14 protein-coding genes and 1 pseudogene are annotated in these 17,736 nt (G+C 57.7%); 12 read left to right on the forward strand and 3 right to left on the reverse strand.

From position 1 onward, the window contains the following. The first annotated feature begins 49 nt into the window (after positions 1-49). From BLU07_RS02860 to BLU07_RS02915, 12 genes and pseudogenes are all read left to right on the forward strand, one after another. Positions 50-712 carry a PIN domain-containing protein gene (locus BLU07_RS02860; protein ID WP_197675049.1) on the forward strand — a complete coding sequence of 221 codons (663 nt, stop codon included), beginning with the start codon at positions 50-52 and terminating at the stop codon, positions 710-712. A 301-nt stretch (positions 713-1,013) separates the two neighbouring features. Next, entirely contained in the window at positions 1,014-2,639 is a 1,626-nt protein-coding gene (locus BLU07_RS02865) for a wax ester/triacylglycerol synthase family O-acyltransferase (RefSeq protein WP_157719066.1), read from the forward strand. A gap of 57 nt (positions 2,640-2,696) precedes the next feature. Beyond that, positions 2,697-4,154, forward strand: coding sequence for a DUF3336 domain-containing protein (locus tag BLU07_RS02870; RefSeq protein WP_092383965.1), 1,458 nt, complete (start codon positions 2,697-2,699; stop codon positions 4,152-4,154). Positions 4,155-4,226: 72 nt separating this feature from the next. Beyond that, positions 4,227-5,072: a uroporphyrinogen-III synthase gene (locus BLU07_RS02875; protein WP_197675050.1), complete on the forward strand. Its 846-nt coding sequence runs from the start codon at positions 4,227-4,229 to the stop codon at positions 5,070-5,072. A gap of 63 nt (positions 5,073-5,135) precedes the next feature. Then, complete coding sequence (locus tag BLU07_RS02880; RefSeq protein WP_092383969.1) at positions 5,136-7,565, forward strand: Lon protease family protein; 2,430 nt, start codon at positions 5,136-5,138, stop codon at positions 7,563-7,565. Positions 7,566-8,165: 600 nt separating this feature from the next. Beyond that, positions 8,166-8,993 (forward strand): GIY-YIG nuclease family protein, encoded by an 828-nt coding sequence (locus BLU07_RS02885; RefSeq protein WP_092383971.1) that lies wholly within the window; start codon positions 8,166-8,168, stop codon positions 8,991-8,993. Continuing rightward, positions 8,990-10,531, forward strand: coding sequence for a cryptochrome/photolyase family protein (locus tag BLU07_RS02890; RefSeq protein ID WP_092383973.1), 1,542 nt, complete (start codon positions 8,990-8,992; stop codon positions 10,529-10,531). The genes BLU07_RS02885 and BLU07_RS02890 overlap by 4 nt, the downstream gene beginning before the upstream one ends. Beyond that, positions 10,531-10,680, forward strand: a complete 150-nt coding sequence (locus BLU07_RS02895) for a DUF2256 domain-containing protein (RefSeq protein ID WP_197675104.1) — start codon at positions 10,531-10,533, stop codon at positions 10,678-10,680. The genes BLU07_RS02890 and BLU07_RS02895 overlap by 1 nt, the downstream gene beginning before the upstream one ends. A gap of 221 nt (positions 10,681-10,901) precedes the next feature. Then, positions 10,902-11,786: pseudogene (locus BLU07_RS02900) on the forward strand (ATP-binding cassette domain-containing protein); the annotation flags it as partial. After that, positions 11,783-12,517, forward strand: a complete 735-nt coding sequence (locus BLU07_RS02905) for an ABC transporter permease subunit (RefSeq protein ID WP_092383979.1) — start codon at positions 11,783-11,785, stop codon at positions 12,515-12,517. The pseudogene BLU07_RS02900 and the gene BLU07_RS02905, both read left to right, overlap by 4 nt. 18 nt (positions 12,518-12,535) lie before the next feature. After that, positions 12,536-14,377, forward strand: a complete 1,842-nt coding sequence (locus BLU07_RS02910; RefSeq protein WP_092383981.1) for a GldG family protein — start codon at positions 12,536-12,538, stop codon at positions 14,375-14,377. A gap of 10 nt (positions 14,378-14,387) precedes the next feature. Further along, complete coding sequence (locus BLU07_RS02915) at positions 14,388-15,359, forward strand: DUF4340 domain-containing protein (RefSeq protein ID WP_092383983.1); 972 nt, start codon at positions 14,388-14,390, stop codon at positions 15,357-15,359. 46 nt (positions 15,360-15,405) lie between these two features. Here the strand turns inward: BLU07_RS02915 and BLU07_RS02920 are convergent, their stop codons facing one another. From BLU07_RS02920 to dapE, 3 genes are read right to left on the reverse strand one after another with little or no spacing between them, the layout of a single operon-like run. Next, positions 15,406-15,777: a hypothetical protein gene (locus tag BLU07_RS02920; RefSeq protein ID WP_092383985.1), complete on the reverse strand. Its 372-nt coding sequence runs from the start codon at positions 15,775-15,777 to the stop codon at positions 15,406-15,408. Positions 15,778-15,787: 10 nt separating this feature from the next. Next, positions 15,788-16,591 (reverse strand): putative RNA methyltransferase, encoded by an 804-nt coding sequence (locus BLU07_RS02925; RefSeq protein WP_092383987.1) that lies wholly within the window; start codon positions 16,589-16,591, stop codon positions 15,788-15,790. Continuing rightward, on the reverse strand, positions 16,591-17,727 hold the full coding sequence (gene dapE, locus BLU07_RS02930; RefSeq protein ID WP_092383989.1) for a succinyl-diaminopimelate desuccinylase: 1,137 nt from the start codon (positions 17,725-17,727) through the stop codon (positions 16,591-16,593). Before dapE ends, BLU07_RS02925 begins: the two co-directional genes overlap by 1 nt. Positions 17,728-17,736 lie beyond the last annotated feature (9 nt).

Genomic DNA, 17,736 nt, shown 5'->3' on the forward strand with positions numbered 1-17,736 from the left:
TCGCAGGCTTGCGGGCCTATTCAACCGCAAGTCCAGGACAGGAGTTCGTATGGGGGACATCAGTGAAGCCTCAGATAGCAGCGGGCATGCTACGGAGCATGAGACCAGCGTGCTGTTGCTGGATCTGGAAAATTGCCCCCATCATCTGAACCACCTGCCGAAAAGTCTGGAGCAATTTGATCGAGTAATCATCTGCTACGCTCAACGCGGTCCCAAGGTGCCGCTGGATTGGCTGGTGCCATTGTCCAAAGCCCTGCAGCAGGAGCGTTTGACCATTCACAAGATGGACCAGACCGGCAAGAACTCGGCTGACTTCGGCATCTGCTTTTTTGCCGGCTTGCTGGCGCAGGAGTTGCCGCTGGATACCCACTTCGTCATCGTTTCCAATGACGGCGACCTGGATCACGCTATTCAACTGCTGCACCGGATTGGCCGCTCAGCCGAGCGGGTTGGCTCCCAGAAGGTCGAACCGAACAGCGAGAGCGATGATGATCAGGCATTGGCACGCTACTGTCGGCACCTGACCACCTACCGCAAGAATCGTCCTGCGCGCGAAGATACCCTGCGCAACAGTATCCGCAACAAGTTCAAGGCCGATCCCGCGCTGGCCGGACGCCTGTATGAGGCCCTGGTTCGCGAAGGGGTGATCATCATTGACGGGGGACGGGTGCAATACAACGATGAGGCAATTGCTCGTTTGTTGCGCAACTAGCTCCTTCAATCGCCTGCCCCTTCCGATTCACGCTCCTGTTCTTCAGTTCACCTTCATCACCGGTAAATCCATTGCCCGGTCATGCGCGGTTGCGCACATTTCGTGCAAAGATGACCAGTAAGTTCTATACTACGTTTAATAAAAATATCTCCATCACAGGTTAAAGTCATACCTGTCTCTTTTCTGTCTTATACGCTATTTATGTATTGATTGATTACAGTCAACGTAGTTGTACGAAATAGCAACGACAATAATATCTGCCAATTTCCGCAACGCGTACTTTTCAGCGAGGGTCGACTCTGTGAAACAACTAACACCAATGGATTCGCAATTTTTCTACTTTGAAGCGCCCAACCAGCCGATGATGATTGGTAGCCTCTGGCTGTGTGATCAGACTACTGCACCCGATGGTCTGGTTAGGCACAAGGACATCCTGCAGTACATTTCTGACCGCCTGAATACCACGTCGTACTTTCGTCGCCGCCTCGAGCAGGCACCTTTCCAGCTGGACGACCCCTACTGGCTGCAGGATGAAAACTTTGACGTCGAGTATCACGTGCGCCATGTCGGTTTGCCGCAGCCGGGCGACTGGCGTCAGCTGTGTATCTTTACCGCGCGCACCATGTCGCGCAGCGTGGATATGGAGCGGGCACCCTGGGAAATTTATATTATCGAAGGGGTCAACAACGTCGAGGGCGTGCCGCCGGGCAGCTTTGCCGTATTGATCCGTTTTCACCATGCCTATGTTGACGGCAAGGCTGGCCTGGAGCTGACCACTGCGCTGTGGGAAGACACACCGGACCACGAATACGGTCGCCGTGATCTGGTTGAAGTTGCCGAACGTCCGCCGACTCGGCTGGAAATGTGGGCTCGTACTGCCCCGCGCATGATCGGTCAATCTTTCCGCAGCATGCGTGCCGGTATCGAGATCACGCGCAAGAGTTACGAGCTGGCCAAGCGCCTGCGCGGTGACGCTCGCCCGGAACAACGCCGTGTACCGAAGACTATTTTCAATACCACCATCAGTCCTCACCGCAGTTATGCCGGATACGAGCTGACCATTGCCGAGCTGAAACGGATGCGTCAGCTGTGTACCGGGTCCAGCCTGAACGATGTCATCATTTCCTTGATCGCCGGTGGCATGCGCCGCTATCTGAATGCCCATAATGCGCTGCCGAGCAATGAGTCACTGGTATCCATGTGCCCGGTGTCGATTCGCCCGGAAGACGCCCGTAAAGACGGCGGCAATCTGGTGTCCGCCATGTTTGTCGGTATCGGTACCGATATTGCCGACCCGGTTGAGCGCCTGAAAGCCGTTCAGCGCCGCACCCAGCACGGGATTCCGCTGGCCAAAGAGGTGCTCTGCGATCTGAATAATGCCTATGGTGATATGGTGCCTGCTTATATGCGCAATATGGGCGCTGCCCTGAGCAACAAGCTGCGTCTGGCGGGTAAATACCCGATGGTCAATACCATTATTACCAACGTGCCGGGTATTCCCGGCATGGTGCCGAAGTATTTTGCCGGGGCGACCATTCGGGCAGTTTCGCCCATCGTGCCTATCTCGGACGGTGTGGCGATCAGTCATGGTATTACCGGTATTTATGACCGCATCTGCATCGGTATTCTGGCGGATCGCAAAGTGGTACCGGATATGGATTTTTATGTCAGCTGCCTGGCGGAATCCACCCGTGAGTACCTGGCTGCAACCGAAGCGGTGGAAGAAGCCAAGGCCGCGGCGGCGAAAGAAGTGACTGCGGTAGTCGAGCCCAGCAGTGACAGCAAGTCAGGCAAGTCGACGGCCACTAAAACGACTACGCGCAAGGCCGCCAATACCGCTGACAAGCAGGCAGCAGAAAAGGCTGCCACTAAAGGGGATGACGCCGTGGTTGAAGCGGGTCGGCGCACGTCCGCCAATGGCGGCTGAAGTTTTGTCCGGGTGCTGAGTCCTCAGCACCCAGAGTCCAAGTAGTGGGGATAGCAGATGATCAAGTTGATGCAGCGAAACCAGGGCAAACGCCTGTTGAAAGAAATGGAGCAGGCCGAGAGCTATGAGGAGTGGGTAGAGCTGGCCGGTGCCTATGACCATGAAATGGGTCTGGATGAATGGAAACAGGATGACGCCTGTGAGAGCTATGACTACCGTGCCATTCGTCAGCGGCTGGATCAATTACGCGATCTGCGCTTTCGCCGGGACTATCCACAATTGTTGTTTATCCTTAATGAAGGTATTCACGGCAATCTGGGAGGCATGGGCAAGCCAGCGTTGTACAGCAAGGCAAAGCTGGGTACCAAGAACCTGATTACACGCTATATCGATGAGTTGTGCGGTGCTCTGCATGATCTCAATGAAGTGGATGAGAAGATCATCTCACTGGAGGAAAAACAGGATTTTTTCCAGCGCGCCAGCCACTGCTATGGTCGTTCTGCTCTGATGTTGAGTGGAGGAGCGGTACTCGGGTTTTTCCATGCCGGGGTGCTCAAGGCATTGTTTGATCGTGGCCTGTTGCCGGAAATCATTTCAGGCTCCAGTGCCGGCTCGATCCTTGCCGCGACAGCCTGTACCCATGCTGATGACGAGCTGAAAGAACGTTTGAATCTGGATAATCTGCACCATGAGGTCGACGAAGCCGAGCAGATTCGCCCGGTTTTGTCATTGCTTGGTAATGGCCGGCCAAATATGGATGCGGACAACCTGCGCGATTATTTGCAGCACATCGTTCCTGATCTGACCTTTCAGGAAGCCTTCGAACGAACCGGCCGCAAGCTCAACATCACGGTGACCGGACTCAGTCCGCGTCAGGCGCCGCGCCTTTTGAACGCCATTACTGCGCCCAATGTACTGGTACGCTCTGCAGTTATGGCGTCATGCGCCATTTATGGCATTTACCCGCCAGTAACCCTGATGTGCCGCAATGCGTCCGGTGAAACGGCGCCTTACCTGCCAGACGAGAAATGGATAGATGGTTCCTTCGCGGATGACCTTCCAGCCAAGCGGTTGGCCCGTTTGTATGGCGTCAATCACTTTATCTCCAGTATGACGAACCCCGCCGCGTTGGCGATTACCCCGGACCCTGACCGGCCGAGCAACCCGGTGCGCAGCGTACTCAATTTCCAGGGTCGACTGTTGAAGCTGGGGACAGCGGAAACTCTGCGCTTCAGCCGTCAACACGTTCGTATCAAGTCACCCATGCTGAGCCTGGTTCAACACCTGACCTATGGCATTCTGGCGCAGGAATATACTGCCGACATCAATATATTCCTGCGCAATCGTTGGGATCATCCGCTCCGATTGCTGGCACCACCCTCCCGCGAAGCCATGCATCGCTTGATTTATGAAGGTGAGCGCTCAACCTGGGACCGTATCGAGATGGTGCGCAACTGTACTGCTGTCAGCCGAACCCTGGATGGTATCCTGCATCAGCGCGGTTGGGAGGTCTGAGCAACACGGAACAGGGGCTTTCAACGGCGGCTTGGTGCGCGCGATAATGCCGTTTTTTATCAAGGAATGCCGATGACTGCCCCTTTGCCACTGCACGCCTGTCATATAGCTTTGCCGGAAAGTCGCGAGCTTGACCTGTTCGCCGATATGCTGATCAAGCGTGGCGCCCAGGTTCTGCGTTGCCCGTTGGTATCCATTCATGATGCGCCGGATCAAACGCCGGTGCGGCAATGGCTGCAGGAATTTATCGCCACTCCTCCGGATGATCTGGTTCTGCTGACCGGTGAGGGGTTGCGTCGTTTGCTCGCCGCTGCCGAGCGTGTGGACGAGTCCCTGCGAGACAGCTTTATTGCTGCTCTGGGCAAGGTACGCACAATTACCCGAGGCCCGAAACCGGGTGCTGCGCTGCGCAAGATTGGCCTGAAACCCGATCTGCTGGCAGACGAGCCGACCACTGCCGGAGTGATTGCAACGCTCAATCGGGAAGACCTCGGCGGACGGCAAGTAGCCGTGCAGCTATACGGCACCGACCCCAATCACACCCTGATCGATTTTCTGCACAAAGCCGGTGCGCGGGTACGCACAGTCGCTCCCTATGTGTATGCCGATGATGTGGAAGATGTCCAGGTCAGTGCTTTGATCCAGCGCTTGCAGGCAGGTGAGCTGAATGCAATGGCTTTTACCAGCGCCACTCAGGTACGCCGGTTGTTCCAGATTGCACGGCGCCAGCCTGAAGGTGAGCAAGGCCTGCGCAAGGCACTTGCCGCTCTCTGTGTGGCTGCAGTGGGTCCAGTCGTTGCTGATGAGCTCAGCGCTCGCGAGGTACAGGTCAATCTTATGCCGACCAGCAGCTTTTTTATGAAGCCTCTGGTGCGTGAGCTGGTCAAAGCCTTCAATCCATCGGCAGTTGATGATTGACCACAAGGGGCCGGCACAGCAACAATGCGGCTGACCTGACGTTTACTTACCCAAGGATGCTTGATGAGCACAGAGCCGGCCGCCCTGCAACTGACCCCTGACCAACTTACCATGCCGATCGATCTGCAAGCGCTCGGATTTACTACCACCGATGACCTTGAACCCTTTCGCGGAATACTTGGTCAGGAACGGGCGGTGGAAGCACTGCAGTTTGGTGTCGCCATGCATCGCCCGGGCTATAACGTGTTTGTCATGGGAGAGCCGGGTACTGGGCGCTTTTCTTACGTTACGCGTTATCTCAAGGCTGAAGCTAAACGCCAGGTGACGCCGCAGGACTGCGTATTCGTCAACAACTTCGATGAGCCACGTGAACCCAAAGTAATCAGTCTGGTGCCGGGCAGTGCCGATGACTTGATTGATGATATTACCCAGCTGGTCGACAATTTGCTGGCGACATTCCCGGCGGTGTTCGAGCATCCCGCTTATCAGCAGAAAAAGAGCTCCATTGATCGTGCCTTCAATCTGCGTTATGACCGGGCAATAGACTCGGTTGAACGCGTGGCACTGGAGAAAAGCATTGCCATATACCGGGATGCGCAGAATATTGCCTTTACCCCGATGAAAGATGGCAAGGCGCTGGATGAGGCGGATTTTTCCCAACTGCCAGAGAGCGAGCGCGAAACCTTTCATCAGGACATTTCCAGTCTTGAAGAAGTGCTCAACGAGGCGCTGTCCAGCCTGCCACAATGGAAGCGTGAATCCAGCAACCAGCTGCGTGAACTCAATGAAGTCACCATTTCCGAAGCGCTGGAGCCCTTGCTGGCGCCGCTGCTGGAAAAATACAGCGGTAATCAGGAAATCTGTGATTATTTACACGCGATGCAGCAGAATCTGCTGAAGACCGTGATTGATCAATTGGTCGAAGAGCGGGCCCTGGAGGCACGTCCGGATGCATACAAGAAGCAGATGCTGGTCGAGCAGTATTGCCCCAGTCTGATCGTTGGCCATCACAGTAGTGGCGGTGCCCCCGTAGTGCATGAACCGCATCCATCCTACGATAATCTGTTTGGCCGCATCGAATACAGTTCGGAGCAGGGTGCCCTGGTAACCAGCTACCGGCATATTCGTCCGGGTGCCTTGCACCGCGCCAACGGTGGTTATCTGGTACTGGAAGCGGAGAAGCTGCTTGGCGAACCTTTTGTCTGGGAAGCTCTGAAACGCGCGCTGCACTCACGCCAATTGAAAATGGAATCACCCTGGGCTGAACTTGGTCGTCTGACTACCGTGACGCTGACGCCGGAAGTGATACCACTTGATGTCAAAGTCGTGATCATTGGCTCGCGTCAGCTGTACTACACCCTGCAGGACCTGGATCCTGATTTTCAGGAAATGTTTCGTGTGCTGGTCGACTTTGATGAAGACCTGCCACGAACGCCGGACAGTATTGAAGGTATGGCGCAGTTACTCAAGACGCGCACCTCTGAAGAGGGGCTGGCGCCCTTGAGTGCTGCGGCCGTAGCGCGAGTGTTGACCTACAGTGCACGCCTGGCAGAGCACCAGCAGCGTCTGTCGGCGCGTATCAGTGACATCTTTCAACTGGTGGCTGAAGCCGATTTTTTGCGCCAGTTGGCTGCTGATCCATTGACCGATCTGGCGCATATAGAGCGTGCTCTGCAAGCAAAGGAAATGCGTACTGGCCGGGTCAGTGCGCGGATTCGGGAAGATATGCTGTCCGGAGTGATTCTGATCGATACTGCCGGGGCGGCCGTTGGCAAGTGTAATGGCCTGACTGTACTGGAAGTGGGTGACTCCGTGTTCGGCGTGCCTGCACGTATCAGTGCGACAGTGTATCCCGGTGGCAGCGGTATTGTAGATATCGAGCGTGAAGTCAGCCTGGGTCAGCCGATTCACTCCAAGGGGGTAATGATTCTGACCGGTTTTATGGGTAGCCGGTACGCTCAGCAATACCCATTGGAAATTTCCGCCAGCATCGCCCTGGAGCAATCCTATGGTTATGTGGATGGTGACAGTGCATCTTTGGGAGAGGTTTGTGCGCTGATCTCCGGCTTGTCGCGCACACCGCTGAAGCAGGAGTTCGCTATTACCGGTTCAATCAACCAGTTTGGCGAAGTGCAAGCCGTTGGTGGCGTGAATGAGAAAATTGAAGGTTTTTTCCGCCTGTGCGAGGCACGTGGGTTGACCGGGCAGCAAGGGGTGATCATTCCTCAGGCCAACGTGCCCAATCTGATGCTGGATAACTCGGTGCTGGATGCCGTCAAAGCAGGGCAGTTTGCAGTGTATGCCGTACAGCATGTCGATCAGGCACTCAGCTTGCTGTCGGGTGAAGAGGTCGGCACTCTGGATGAAAAGGGACATTTCCCTCCTTCTTCAGTCAATGGTCGCGTGGTGCAGCGTTTGTGCGAAATTGCCGAGCGTGATCGCGAAGATGATGAGGAAGGCAATGATAAAAATGAACGGAAGAAAACTGACTGATCAGCCACTGAGCATTGTGCGGCATTCGCCAGATTCCCGGCCTTGAGCCGGCCTTTCCCGATCTTTCGCACAGGGTTATCCACAGTTTTTGTGGATGACTCTCCTCTTATCAGCAAGTTCTTTTACTGTCAATCGCCTGCGCGGGTGGCAGGGATGAGTCTTCGTTCCGCGGAGTCTGACCGCCAGGAGCAGTGATGGTTGGCGGCGTTGTATAGCTTGTTGACAGTTAGCGTGCATGCTTGTAGGTGTATGGTCAGATAGGTTTTCAACCCATTGTTTTATATGAAATGTTTGCCCTCTTCTGGTGTTCGTTGCCTGGTGTGATAAATGGCCAGTGGCCATGACCTGGGAGCTCGCTGTTCTGACGCATTGCCTGCCTGATGCATGACTACCCATGTAGCTGGTTGGTTTTTGCACGAAATGCCTTGCGGCTTGATCTGCTTGGGCTGGCGTCTATTGCCAACCTGCTGCCCACAGACTTATCCACAGTTTTTGTGGATGTTGTGTGACAGGCAGTGAGTCCGGGATAAAGCCACGCAAAGTGTGTTTATTTGTTGTACCTGCATTGTACGAATAGTTATCGCTGTATATGCTCGTGCCATGACTACTTCTGTTTTCCCTGCTACCGCTCCCCCCGATGTTGCTGACTTGCCGGATAGCCCGGGGGTTTACCATTTCTATGCCGAACGCGGAGCGCTGCTCTATGTGGGTAAAAGCATCCATATCCGCCAGCGTGTGCGCAGCCATTTCCAGCAGGCCAAAACCGATGTGCGGCATGCGCGCCTGTGCCGTCAGGTGGCGCGGATCGAGGTGAGGCCAACAGCGGGAGAGTTGGGTGCCTTGCTGCTGGAGGCGCAGCAGGTCAAGGATCTAAAGCCGCTATACAACAAACGTCTTCGCCGCCAGCGTGGCTTGCTCAGCTGGCGATTGCAGGCATCCGGTGAGCTGGAACACGTTACCCGCCTGAACAGCAGCAAGGAAAGCCCCTTGTACGGTCTTTTTCGCAGCCGGCACCAGGCCCGAGAACGCCTGCGTGAAATGGCGCGGGAGCACGGCCTGTGTTTGCGTGTATTGGGGCTGGAAGCCGGGCAGGGCCGTTGTTTTGCCCAGCAATTGAACCGTTGCTGGGGTGCCTGCTGCGGGCTGGAATCTCTGTCCAGCCACCAGCAGCGCTTGCAGGCGGCACTGCTGCCTCTGCAGTTGGCAACCTGGGATTGGCCAGGAGCCATTGCATTGCCGGAGTCCGATCCGGTGCAGGGCATTCGCCAATGGCACGTGGTGCGTCAGTGGTGCCTGCTGGGCAGTACCGATCAGGCGAAGAGGTGCGCGGCGCTGGCGCTGGGCGGCGGTGACTTCGATCTGGATCTTTATCATATTCTCAGTGGCTGGTTGCAACGCCACCCGGAGCAACCTGTGGAGCTGCTATGAGCGTTCGCCGTTTGATCATGTTGCTGGGCGACCAACTCAGCCCGGATATGTCCAGCCTGCAGGGAGCCGACCCCAGGCAGGACCGGGTTCTGATGGCTGAGGTGATGGCTGAAGGCACCTATGTGCCGCATCACCCGCAGAAAATCGTCTTTATCCTGTCTGCCATGCGACACTTTGCGGCGGAACTGCGCGAGCAGGGCTTTACCGTGGATTACATCGAACTGGATGCCGCCGGCAACAGCGGTACCTTGCTGGGTGAGCTGGAACGCGCGCGTACAAAGCATCAACCGGAACAGATCGTGCTCACCGAGCCGGGTGAATGGCGACTGCTGGATGTCTTTCAGCAGCAGCAAGCCGATTGGCCGGAACTGGAACTGCGCGAAGACACGCGCTTTTATTGTGACCATGCGACCTTTGCGGACTGGGCCAAGGGTCGCAAGCAATTGCGCATGGAGTACTTCTACCGCCAGATGCGCCGGCAAAGCGGCTTGCTGATGGAGGATGATCAGCCTGCCGGTGGTGCCTGGAATTTTGATGCCGACAATCGCAAAGCCTTGCCGGCCGGCGAGCAGCCGCCGGCGCCACTGCAGCTGTCGGATGACCAGACGGTGTCTGCAGTCAAGCAACTGGTGGCTGAGCGTTTCCCGGAGCATTACGGCAGCCTTGAAGCCTTCAACTACCCGGTCACCCGCGCGGCAGCCGAACAGCTGTGGGCTTATTTTCTCAAGCATGCGCTGGCGCAGTTTGGCGATTATCAGGATGCCATGGCGACGGGTGAGCCCTTTCTCTATCACGCGCGTATCGCTGCTGCACTGAATATCGGGCTGCTCAGCCCGCAGCGGCTGTGCCTGGATGTACAGGCGGCCTGGCAAGCGGGGGAGGTGCCACTGAATGCCGCCGAGGGCTTTATTCGACAGATTCTCGGCTGGCGCGAGTACGTGCGCGGGATTTATTGGCGCTATATGCCCGAGTATGCCGAGCGCAATCATTTAGGTAACCAGCGAGATCTGCCGGAATTCTACTGGACCGGCAAAACCCGTATGCGCTGCATGCAGGCGGCAATCGACCAGACGCTGGAGCACGCCTATGCCCACCATATCCAGCGCCTGATGGTCACTGGCAACTTTGCCCTGCTCGCCGGTATTCAGCCCAAACAGATATGCGACTGGTATCTGGCCGTGTATATGGACGCCTTCGACTGGGTCGAACTGCCCAATACCCTGGGTATGGTGATGCACGCTGATGGCGGTCTGCTTGGCTCCAAGCCTTATTGTGCCAGTGGCCAGTACATCAGGCGCATGTCCAATTATTGTGGTGACTGTCACTACCGCGTCCAGGAGCAGACCGGGGCCAAAGCCTGCCCGTTCAATGCCCTGTATTGGCACTTCATCATGCGCCATGCCGAGGACTTCAGCGGCAATCCGCGCATGGCCATGATTTACCGCAACTTCAAGCGCATGGCACCGGCCAAACAGGACGCTCTGTGGGAGTGGGGTGAACAACTGCTGGCACGGTTGGACGCCGGTGATGCCTTGTGATCAGAAAGGGTGATCTGCCGCAGAAAACCTGCGCCAGCTGCGGTCGACCCTTTGCCTGGCGGCGCAAATGGGCGGCCTGCTGGGACGAGGTGCGCTATTGCTCTGAACGCTGCCGACGCCAGCGCAAATCGCGACCTGCAGAGACTTGAAAATTATCCCCTGAACCCCAATGATGGCCCCTGTTTGAGTGTCGAGTAGCCGCTTTTCGTGATGGAACTGTAGTGGCTAAAGGCGGTCAATCCAGCGTTGGCAAACAATAACCTGTATGCTTGCGCAACCAGTCGCACGGGGGTGTGGCTGAGACATACCATTGGGGAAATAGGCCATGATAAGCATAAACAGCCTGACCAAGCGCTTCGGTGAGTACACGGCAGTGGATAACCTGTCTTTTGATGTACACCCGGGCGAAGTTCTTGGCTTTCTCGGTCCGAACGGGGCCGGCAAATCCACCACCATGAAGATGCTCACCGGCTTTCTGACGCCGGACGGCGGCTCAGCCACAGTCTGTGGCTACGACATCCAGACGCAGATCCTGCAGGCCCAGAAAGAAATGGGCTACCTGCCTGAAGGTGCGCCTTGCTACGGCGATATGCGGGTACAGACATTCCTCGAATTCATTGCAGAAGTCCGTGGCTTCAGCGGTGCCGAGAAAAAGCAGCGTGTTGAGCGGGTAATCAGCCAGCTGGAGCTGGAGCGCGTGCGCGAGCAGAGCATTGAAACCCTGTCCAAGGGGTTCAAGCGCCGTGTCGGCCTGGCCCAGGCCATTCTGCATGACCCCAAGGTACTGATTCTCGACGAGCCGACCGATGGGCTGGATCCGAACCAGAAATACCAGGTGCGCAAGCTGATCAAGCAGCTCGCCGCCGACAGCAACAAGATCGTGGTGATCTCCACGCATATCCTCGAAGAAGTCAGCGCCGTATGCACCCGCGCGGTGGTCATTGGTCGCGGCAAGCTGTTGGCCAATGGTACCCCGGATGAGCTGGAAGCCATGTCGCGTTATCACCAGGCGGTCACCCTGAACCTGGAAAGCCCGGTGGATATCGAGCCGTTGAAAGGCCTGTCCGGTGTGGCCGATGTGGAAGTCCAGCGTGAGGGGCTGCAGCTGACCGTTGTCGCCGAACCCGGCCGGGTGATTTTCCCGGCGGTGGGCGAGCTGGCCAAACAGCAGAGCTGGCTGGTGCGCGAACTCTCGGTCGAGCGTGGCCGACTGGATGAAGTCTTCCGTCGACTGACCGCAGAGGAGGCCGCATGAACAATCTCGGCGCAATCTTCAAACGCGAGTTGGCGAGCTACTTCGCCACCCCGCTGGCCTTTATCTTTATCGTGATCTTTCTGGTGCTCTCTGCGGTGTTCACCTTTTATCTGGGTGGGTTCTACGAAAGCGGCCAGGCCGATCTGATCCCCTTCTTCAACTTCCACCCCTGGCTGTACCTGTTTCTGGTGCCGGCCGTGGCCATGCGCCTGTGGGCGGAAGAGCGCAAGTCGGGCACCATCGAACTGCTGATGACCCTGCCGGTCTCCCGGGTAGATATGGTTCTGGGCAAGTTCCTCGCTGCCTGGGTGTTTATCGGCATTGCCCTGGTGCTGACTTTCCCGATCATCATCACGGTCAATTACCTGGGGGATCCGGACAATGGCGCCATCTTTACCGGTTACCTGGGTAGCTGGTTGCTGGCCGGCAGTTATCTGGCCATTGGCTCGTGCATGTCGGCGTTGACCAAGAACCAGGTCATTGCCTTTATCGTCAGCGTCGTCGCCTGCTTTATCTTTATCGTCAGCGGCTTTCCGCTGCTGCTAGACCTGTTCAGCGGCTGGGCTCCCCAGATATTGCTGGACGCCGTTGCCTCGCTCAGTTTCCTGATCCGTTTTGAAGCCATCAGTAAAGGCGTGCTGGATCTGCGTGACCTGCTGTATTTCATCTCGTTGATGGCCGTGTGGCTGTTGGCAACCGCCATCGTTATCGATTTGAAGAAAGCCGACTGAGGCGAAGGAGACCGACCCATGAAACGATTGATGTATTCCGGCACCGGCTTGCTGGTGCTGCTGTTGGCCTTTCTTGCCTTCAACATGGCCACCAGCGTGTTGCTGCCCGGTGCGCGGCTCGACCTGACTGAAAAGAAGCTGTTCACCATTTCCGATGGCACCCGCCAGATTCTGCGTGATCTGGAGGAGCCAATTACCCTCAATTTCTTTTTTTCCGATGATGCCAGTCGCGACATGGTGATACTGCGCAACTATGCCCGCCGCGTGGAAGAGCTGCTGCGTGAATACGAGCGTGTTGCCGATGGCAAGCTGCGACTGCAGATTATCGACCCGGAACCCTTTTCCGAAGCAGAAGATCGCGCCGCCGAGTTCGGCCTGCAAGCCGTGCCTCTGGGGCAGACCGGCGAGCGGTTGTACTTTGGTCTGGCTGGTACCAATAACCTGGCCGAGCGTGAAGTTATCCCGTTTTTTGCCCTGGAACAGGAAGGCTTGCTGGAGTATGAGTTGAGTCGCCTGGTACACAGTCTGGCACAGGAATCCAAGCCCCAGATCGGCATGATCAGCGGCCTGCCGCTGGATGGCGGTATGGATCCGATGACTGGCCAGGGTCAGCCGCCCTGGGTCGCTTTCGAGCAGATTCGTCAGCAGTTCAGCATTCAGCCGCTGGAACATGACATGGACCAGGTGCCGGAAGAGGTTGAGGTGCTGTTGCTGGTTCACCCCAAGGGGCTGAGTGAATCGGCGCTGTTTGCGGTTGATCAGTTCGTGTTGCGCGGTGGCCGTTTGCTGGCCTATATCGACCCGGTAGCCGAAATGGATCAGAGCCAGGAAGCCATGATGGATGGTATGGCCGATGGGCGCGCCTCTGGCCTTGGCCCGCTTTTGGCCGCCTGGGGTGTGGATTACAACCTGGAGCAGGTGGTGGTCGATGAGGGACTGGGCATGTCGGTCAGCCGAGGTCGTGAACGCCCGCCGGCGCGGCATATCGGTTGGCTGGAGCTGGAAGCGGGCAACCTGGACCCTGATGACAGTATCACCGCTCCGTTGAGTCTGATGACCACGGGCACGGCCGGGGCGCTGATCCCGCAAGAGGGCGCGGCTACCCGCTTTACGCCGCTGATGTCGAGTAGCCCGAACAGTACTCTGGTCGGTTCTGATCGCTTCGCGCAACTGGAAGACCCGGAAACCCTGTTACGCGGCTTCCAGCCAGATGATCAGGTGTATCATTTCGCTGCACGCATTCAGGGCCCGGTGTCGACCGCTTACCCGGATGGTCTGGAAGGGCTGCAACCGGAGCGCACCGAAGCCGACAACATCAATGTGGTCGTCGTCGCTGATACCGACTTGTTGGCGGATCGCCTCTGGGTACAGGTTCAGGACTTTTTTGGTCAACGCATCCCGCAACCTTGGGCAGACAATGGTGGCTTTCTGGTCAATGCACTGGACAACCTTTCCGGTTCGGATGCATTGATCAGCGTACGTTCCCGCGGTGACTTCAGCCGGCCCTTTACCGTGGTGGAAGAACTGCAGCGCGATGCCGAGCGGCGTTTCCGGGCCAGTGAACAGCGCTTGCAGCAGCAGCTTGCGGAAACCGAGCGCCGTCTGGCTGAGTTGCAGCAGGGGCAAGACCCGACGCAGATGACGGATCTGACCGTGGAGCAGGAACAGGCGATTCAGGGGTTCATTGATGAGAAGCTGGAAATCCGTCGTCAGCTCCGGGACGTGCGTTTTCGTTTGAATGCGGACATCGAGCGTCTGGGTAACTGGCTGAAAATCATCAACATTGCCCTGGTGCCGGCATTGCTGACCCTGGGTGTGCTTGGCTGGTGGCTGATCGGTCGCCTGCGGCGCAAAGGATAAGGAGGTCGCCATGCGTAAAGCCATCATCATCGTCGGCCTGTTGGCGCTGGTGCTCTTCGTACTGGCGCTGCAACTGCGCGACCGTGATCACATCGCCGACTTTGACAGCCGGCCTTTGCTCAATGAAGAACGGTTGGCCATCCTTGCGGCATCCGGGCAGATACGTCTGCTGCGTGATGAGCGGGTGGTTACGCTGGTGCGCCGCGACGGTCTCTGGACTGTTGCCGAGCATGACTATTTCCCCGCTCAGCGAGAGCGCCTGGCAGCTTTGCTGCATGCCATGCGGGGCGCCCGTCTGCAGGAACCACAAACCGCTAACCCCGAACATCATTCGCGTTTGGGTGTGGATGACTCGGCTGCCGCTGGCGAGAACAGTTTCCGGGTCGATGTCAGTGGCACTGAGGGCGAGTTCGGCATCATCTACGGCAATGGCGTGGGTACTGGCCAATTGATTCGTTTTAGCGGAGAGGACCAGGTATGGCTGATCAATCGCGCTCTGGGCATGTCAACCAACAGCGCTGACTGGCTGGATCTGCAAGTCGCCGAACTGCCGATGACCTTTGCCCGGCAGGCAAAATGGCAGCATGCGGACGGGGAAACCCTGTTGCTGAACAAAGGCGAAAAGGGCGATTACAACTTCCGCCTCGAGGGTCTCGCAGAAGAGCAACAGTCGGGTAATGAGCGCTGGATGAATCAGATGGTGCTGGGCCTGGTCAGCCTTACTGCCCAGGATGTTCGTCCTCGCAGTGAGCTGGAACTGGATCAGCCGATGCTGACCATGACCGTCACTACCTGGGGCGGAGCCGAGCTTGAAGCCAGCCTGCATGAACTGAACGGCCGGCACTGGCTTTTGATCGATCGCTTCCAGCCCTCTGAGGATGAAGAGATTCTGGTCAATGCCGATCCGCGCTGGGCTTTCCAGCTGGGCCCGGGGCAAGTGGAGCAGCTGAACAAGCGCCGGGAAGATATCGTGCGGGATTAAAGGGCTTATCCCCTGGCTTGGTCCTGATCAGCTCAATAGTTGCTGATCAGGGCGAGGGCCAACTGAATTCTTCGGCGCCGTTGGCATTGACCTTTAGCCAGCGGTCGGCGTCGGCTTCGCCATCGGTTTCCTGCCAGGTACCGACCGAGCAGCGCACTTCATGACCAGTAGCCGCAAATACCGCTTGCGCGCATTCGGCATCCGTCGCCCAGGGGGTGTCCGGGCTGTCTAACCAGATCGAGGTCCATTTGCCAGCAGCCTTGGGGATGATCTGTACGGGTATGCACTCGCCGTTCAGCATCAGGTTGCCCTGGCGTTTGCCGGCGGGCAGTTGCAGCTGGCCCTGGGTACCCAGCCAGTCGAGCACGGCGGGTACATGATCTTCACGCAGGTAGATTTCAATATCCGGTTGGCGCACGGGTAGTCCCTCAGTGTCGTTGCAGCATGATCAGGTCCATGGCCACTTCCAGCCCCGGCACACCCTGTTCGATCAGTTGCGTTTGACGCTCCTGCTGGCTGCGAAAGCCATGCGGGGTCATGCCGATCAGGTTGGCCAGGTCAGTAGCACTCAGGGATAAAGGATAGCGCAGGGTTTGCTGGCTGACGACTGACAGATTCTCCGGCAGTTCCTTGATCAATGGCGGGGTCGGATGCACCTCGGGGTAAAGCCCCCGGCGCAAGGCGAGCAGATGATCACTGTGCGGGCCCACCAGCAGCAAACGGCCACCGGGCTTGAGTACAGTCAGGCAGGCATCCCATTGCCAGGGGCTGAACACACAGAGCAGGGCATCAACACTGTGTTCGGCAAAGGGCAGGCGGGCACTGGAGGCCACCAGCCAGCGCACGTCGCGATTGCGTTTACTGGCCTTGACCACTGCATTCTTGCTGATATCCAGGCCACCACTCTCCAGTGCGGGCAGGCTGCGGGCCAGGCGATCCAGGTAATAGCCTTCACCACAGCCGATATCCACCAGATTGCCCTCGGGCAGGTCTGCAAACAGACTGTTGATGGCATCACTGACCGGCTGGTAGTGCCCGGCATCGAGAAAGGCCTGGCGACAGGCGAGCATCTGTGGGGTGTCGCCCGGGTTGCGGCTGTTCTTGTGCTGCACCAGCAGCAGGTTCAGGTAACCCTGGCGGGCCTGATCATAGCTGTGGTTATTGTCGCAGCGCCATTGCCGCTCGTTTTGTTGCAGCGGCGCCTGGCAGTGAGGGCAAATCAATTGCAGCATCAGACCAGCAACCGGGTCAGGCTGGCCTGATAGATATCGGTCAGGGTATCCAGGTCAGCGGCGCTGATGTGTTCGTTGACCTGGTGGATGGTCGCATTGATCGGGCCGAGCTCGACCACCTGGGTCCCCATCGTGGCGATAAAGCGCCCGTCCGAGGTGCCGCCGGAGGTCGACGGTTGGGTATCGCGGCCGGTGACCTCGCGAATCGCGGCGGCAACGCCGTCGAGCAGATCGCCTGGCTCGGTCAGGAAGGGCAGGCCGGACAGCGTCCAGTCCAGCTCATAGTCCAGCCCGTGCTGGTCGAGCAGGGTGGTGACCCGTGCCTTGAGGCCATCCACCGTGGATTCGGTAGAAAAACGGAAGTTGATCAGTGCCACCAGTTCGCCCGGCACCACATTGGTGGCGCCGGTACCGCTGTTCAGGTTGGAGATCTGAAAGCTGGTCGGCGGAAAGTAGTCATTGCCGTTATCCCAGACTTCCGCCGCCAGCGCTGCCAGCGCAGGCGCTGCCAGATGAATCGGGTTGCGTGCCAGGTGCGGGTAGGCGACATGGCCTTGTTTGCCCTTGATGGTCAGGCGTGCGTTCAGCGAGCCGCGGCGACCGTTCTTGACCACATCACCCACCAACTCGGTACTGGAGGGTTCGCCGACAATGCACCAGTCGACCTTTTCCTGGCGCGCAACCAAGGTCTCTACCACTTTGACCGTGCCCTCGGTGGCTGGACCTTCTTCATCGCTGGTAATCAGGAAAGCGATCGAGCCTTTGTGCTGGGGGTGCTCGGCGACAAAACGCTCGACCGCAACCAGCATGGCGGCCAGGCTGCCTTTCATATCCGCTGCGCCGCGGCCATGCAGCATGCCGTCGATGATTTTGGGTGCAAAGGGCGGGTTATCCCAGCGCTCGACCGGGCCGGTGGGTACCACGTCGGTATGCCCGGCAAAGCAGAGCACAGGGCCGTCAGTCCCGCGACGGGCCCAGAGGTTGTCCACATCACCGAAACGCAGGTTTTCGATGACAAAGCCGATACTGGCCAGGCGTTCGGCCATCAGTTGCTGACAGCCGGCATCCTCCGGCGTGGTGGAATCACGGGAAATCAGCTCGCAGGCCAATGCCAGGGTCGGGGACAGATCGCTCATCGGAGTACT

It is taken from the genome of Halopseudomonas salegens (assembly GCF_900105655.1).
Taxonomy (GTDB): Bacteria; Pseudomonadota; Gammaproteobacteria; order Pseudomonadales; family Pseudomonadaceae; genus Halopseudomonas; species Halopseudomonas salegens.

Coding starts and splice junctions, on each gene's coding strand:
- BLU07_RS02860 (WP_197675049.1), top strand. CDS start 50: ATGGGGGACATCAGTGAAGCCTCAGATAGCAGCGGGCATGCTACGGAG.
- BLU07_RS02870 (WP_092383965.1), top strand. CDS start 2,697: ATGATCAAGTTGATGCAGCGAAACCAGGGCAAACGCCTGTTGAAAGAA.
- BLU07_RS02875 (WP_197675050.1), top strand. CDS start 4,227: ATGACTGCCCCTTTGCCACTGCACGCCTGTCATATAGCTTTGCCGGAA.
- BLU07_RS02880 (WP_092383969.1), top strand. CDS start 5,136: ATGAGCACAGAGCCGGCCGCCCTGCAACTGACCCCTGACCAACTTACC.
- BLU07_RS02885 (WP_092383971.1), top strand. CDS start 8,166: ATGACTACTTCTGTTTTCCCTGCTACCGCTCCCCCCGATGTTGCTGAC.
- BLU07_RS02890 (WP_092383973.1), top strand. CDS start 8,990: ATGAGCGTTCGCCGTTTGATCATGTTGCTGGGCGACCAACTCAGCCCG.
- BLU07_RS02905 (WP_092383979.1), top strand. CDS start 11,783: ATGAACAATCTCGGCGCAATCTTCAAACGCGAGTTGGCGAGCTACTTC.
- BLU07_RS02910 (WP_092383981.1), top strand. CDS start 12,536: ATGAAACGATTGATGTATTCCGGCACCGGCTTGCTGGTGCTGCTGTTG.
- BLU07_RS02915 (WP_092383983.1), top strand. CDS start 14,388: ATGCGTAAAGCCATCATCATCGTCGGCCTGTTGGCGCTGGTGCTCTTC.
- BLU07_RS02925 (WP_092383987.1), bottom strand. CDS start 16,591: ATGCTGCAATTGATTTGCCCTCACTGCCAGGCGCCGCTGCAACAAAAC.
- dapE (WP_092383989.1), bottom strand. CDS start 17,727: ATGAGCGATCTGTCCCCGACCCTGGCATTGGCCTGCGAGCTGATTTCC.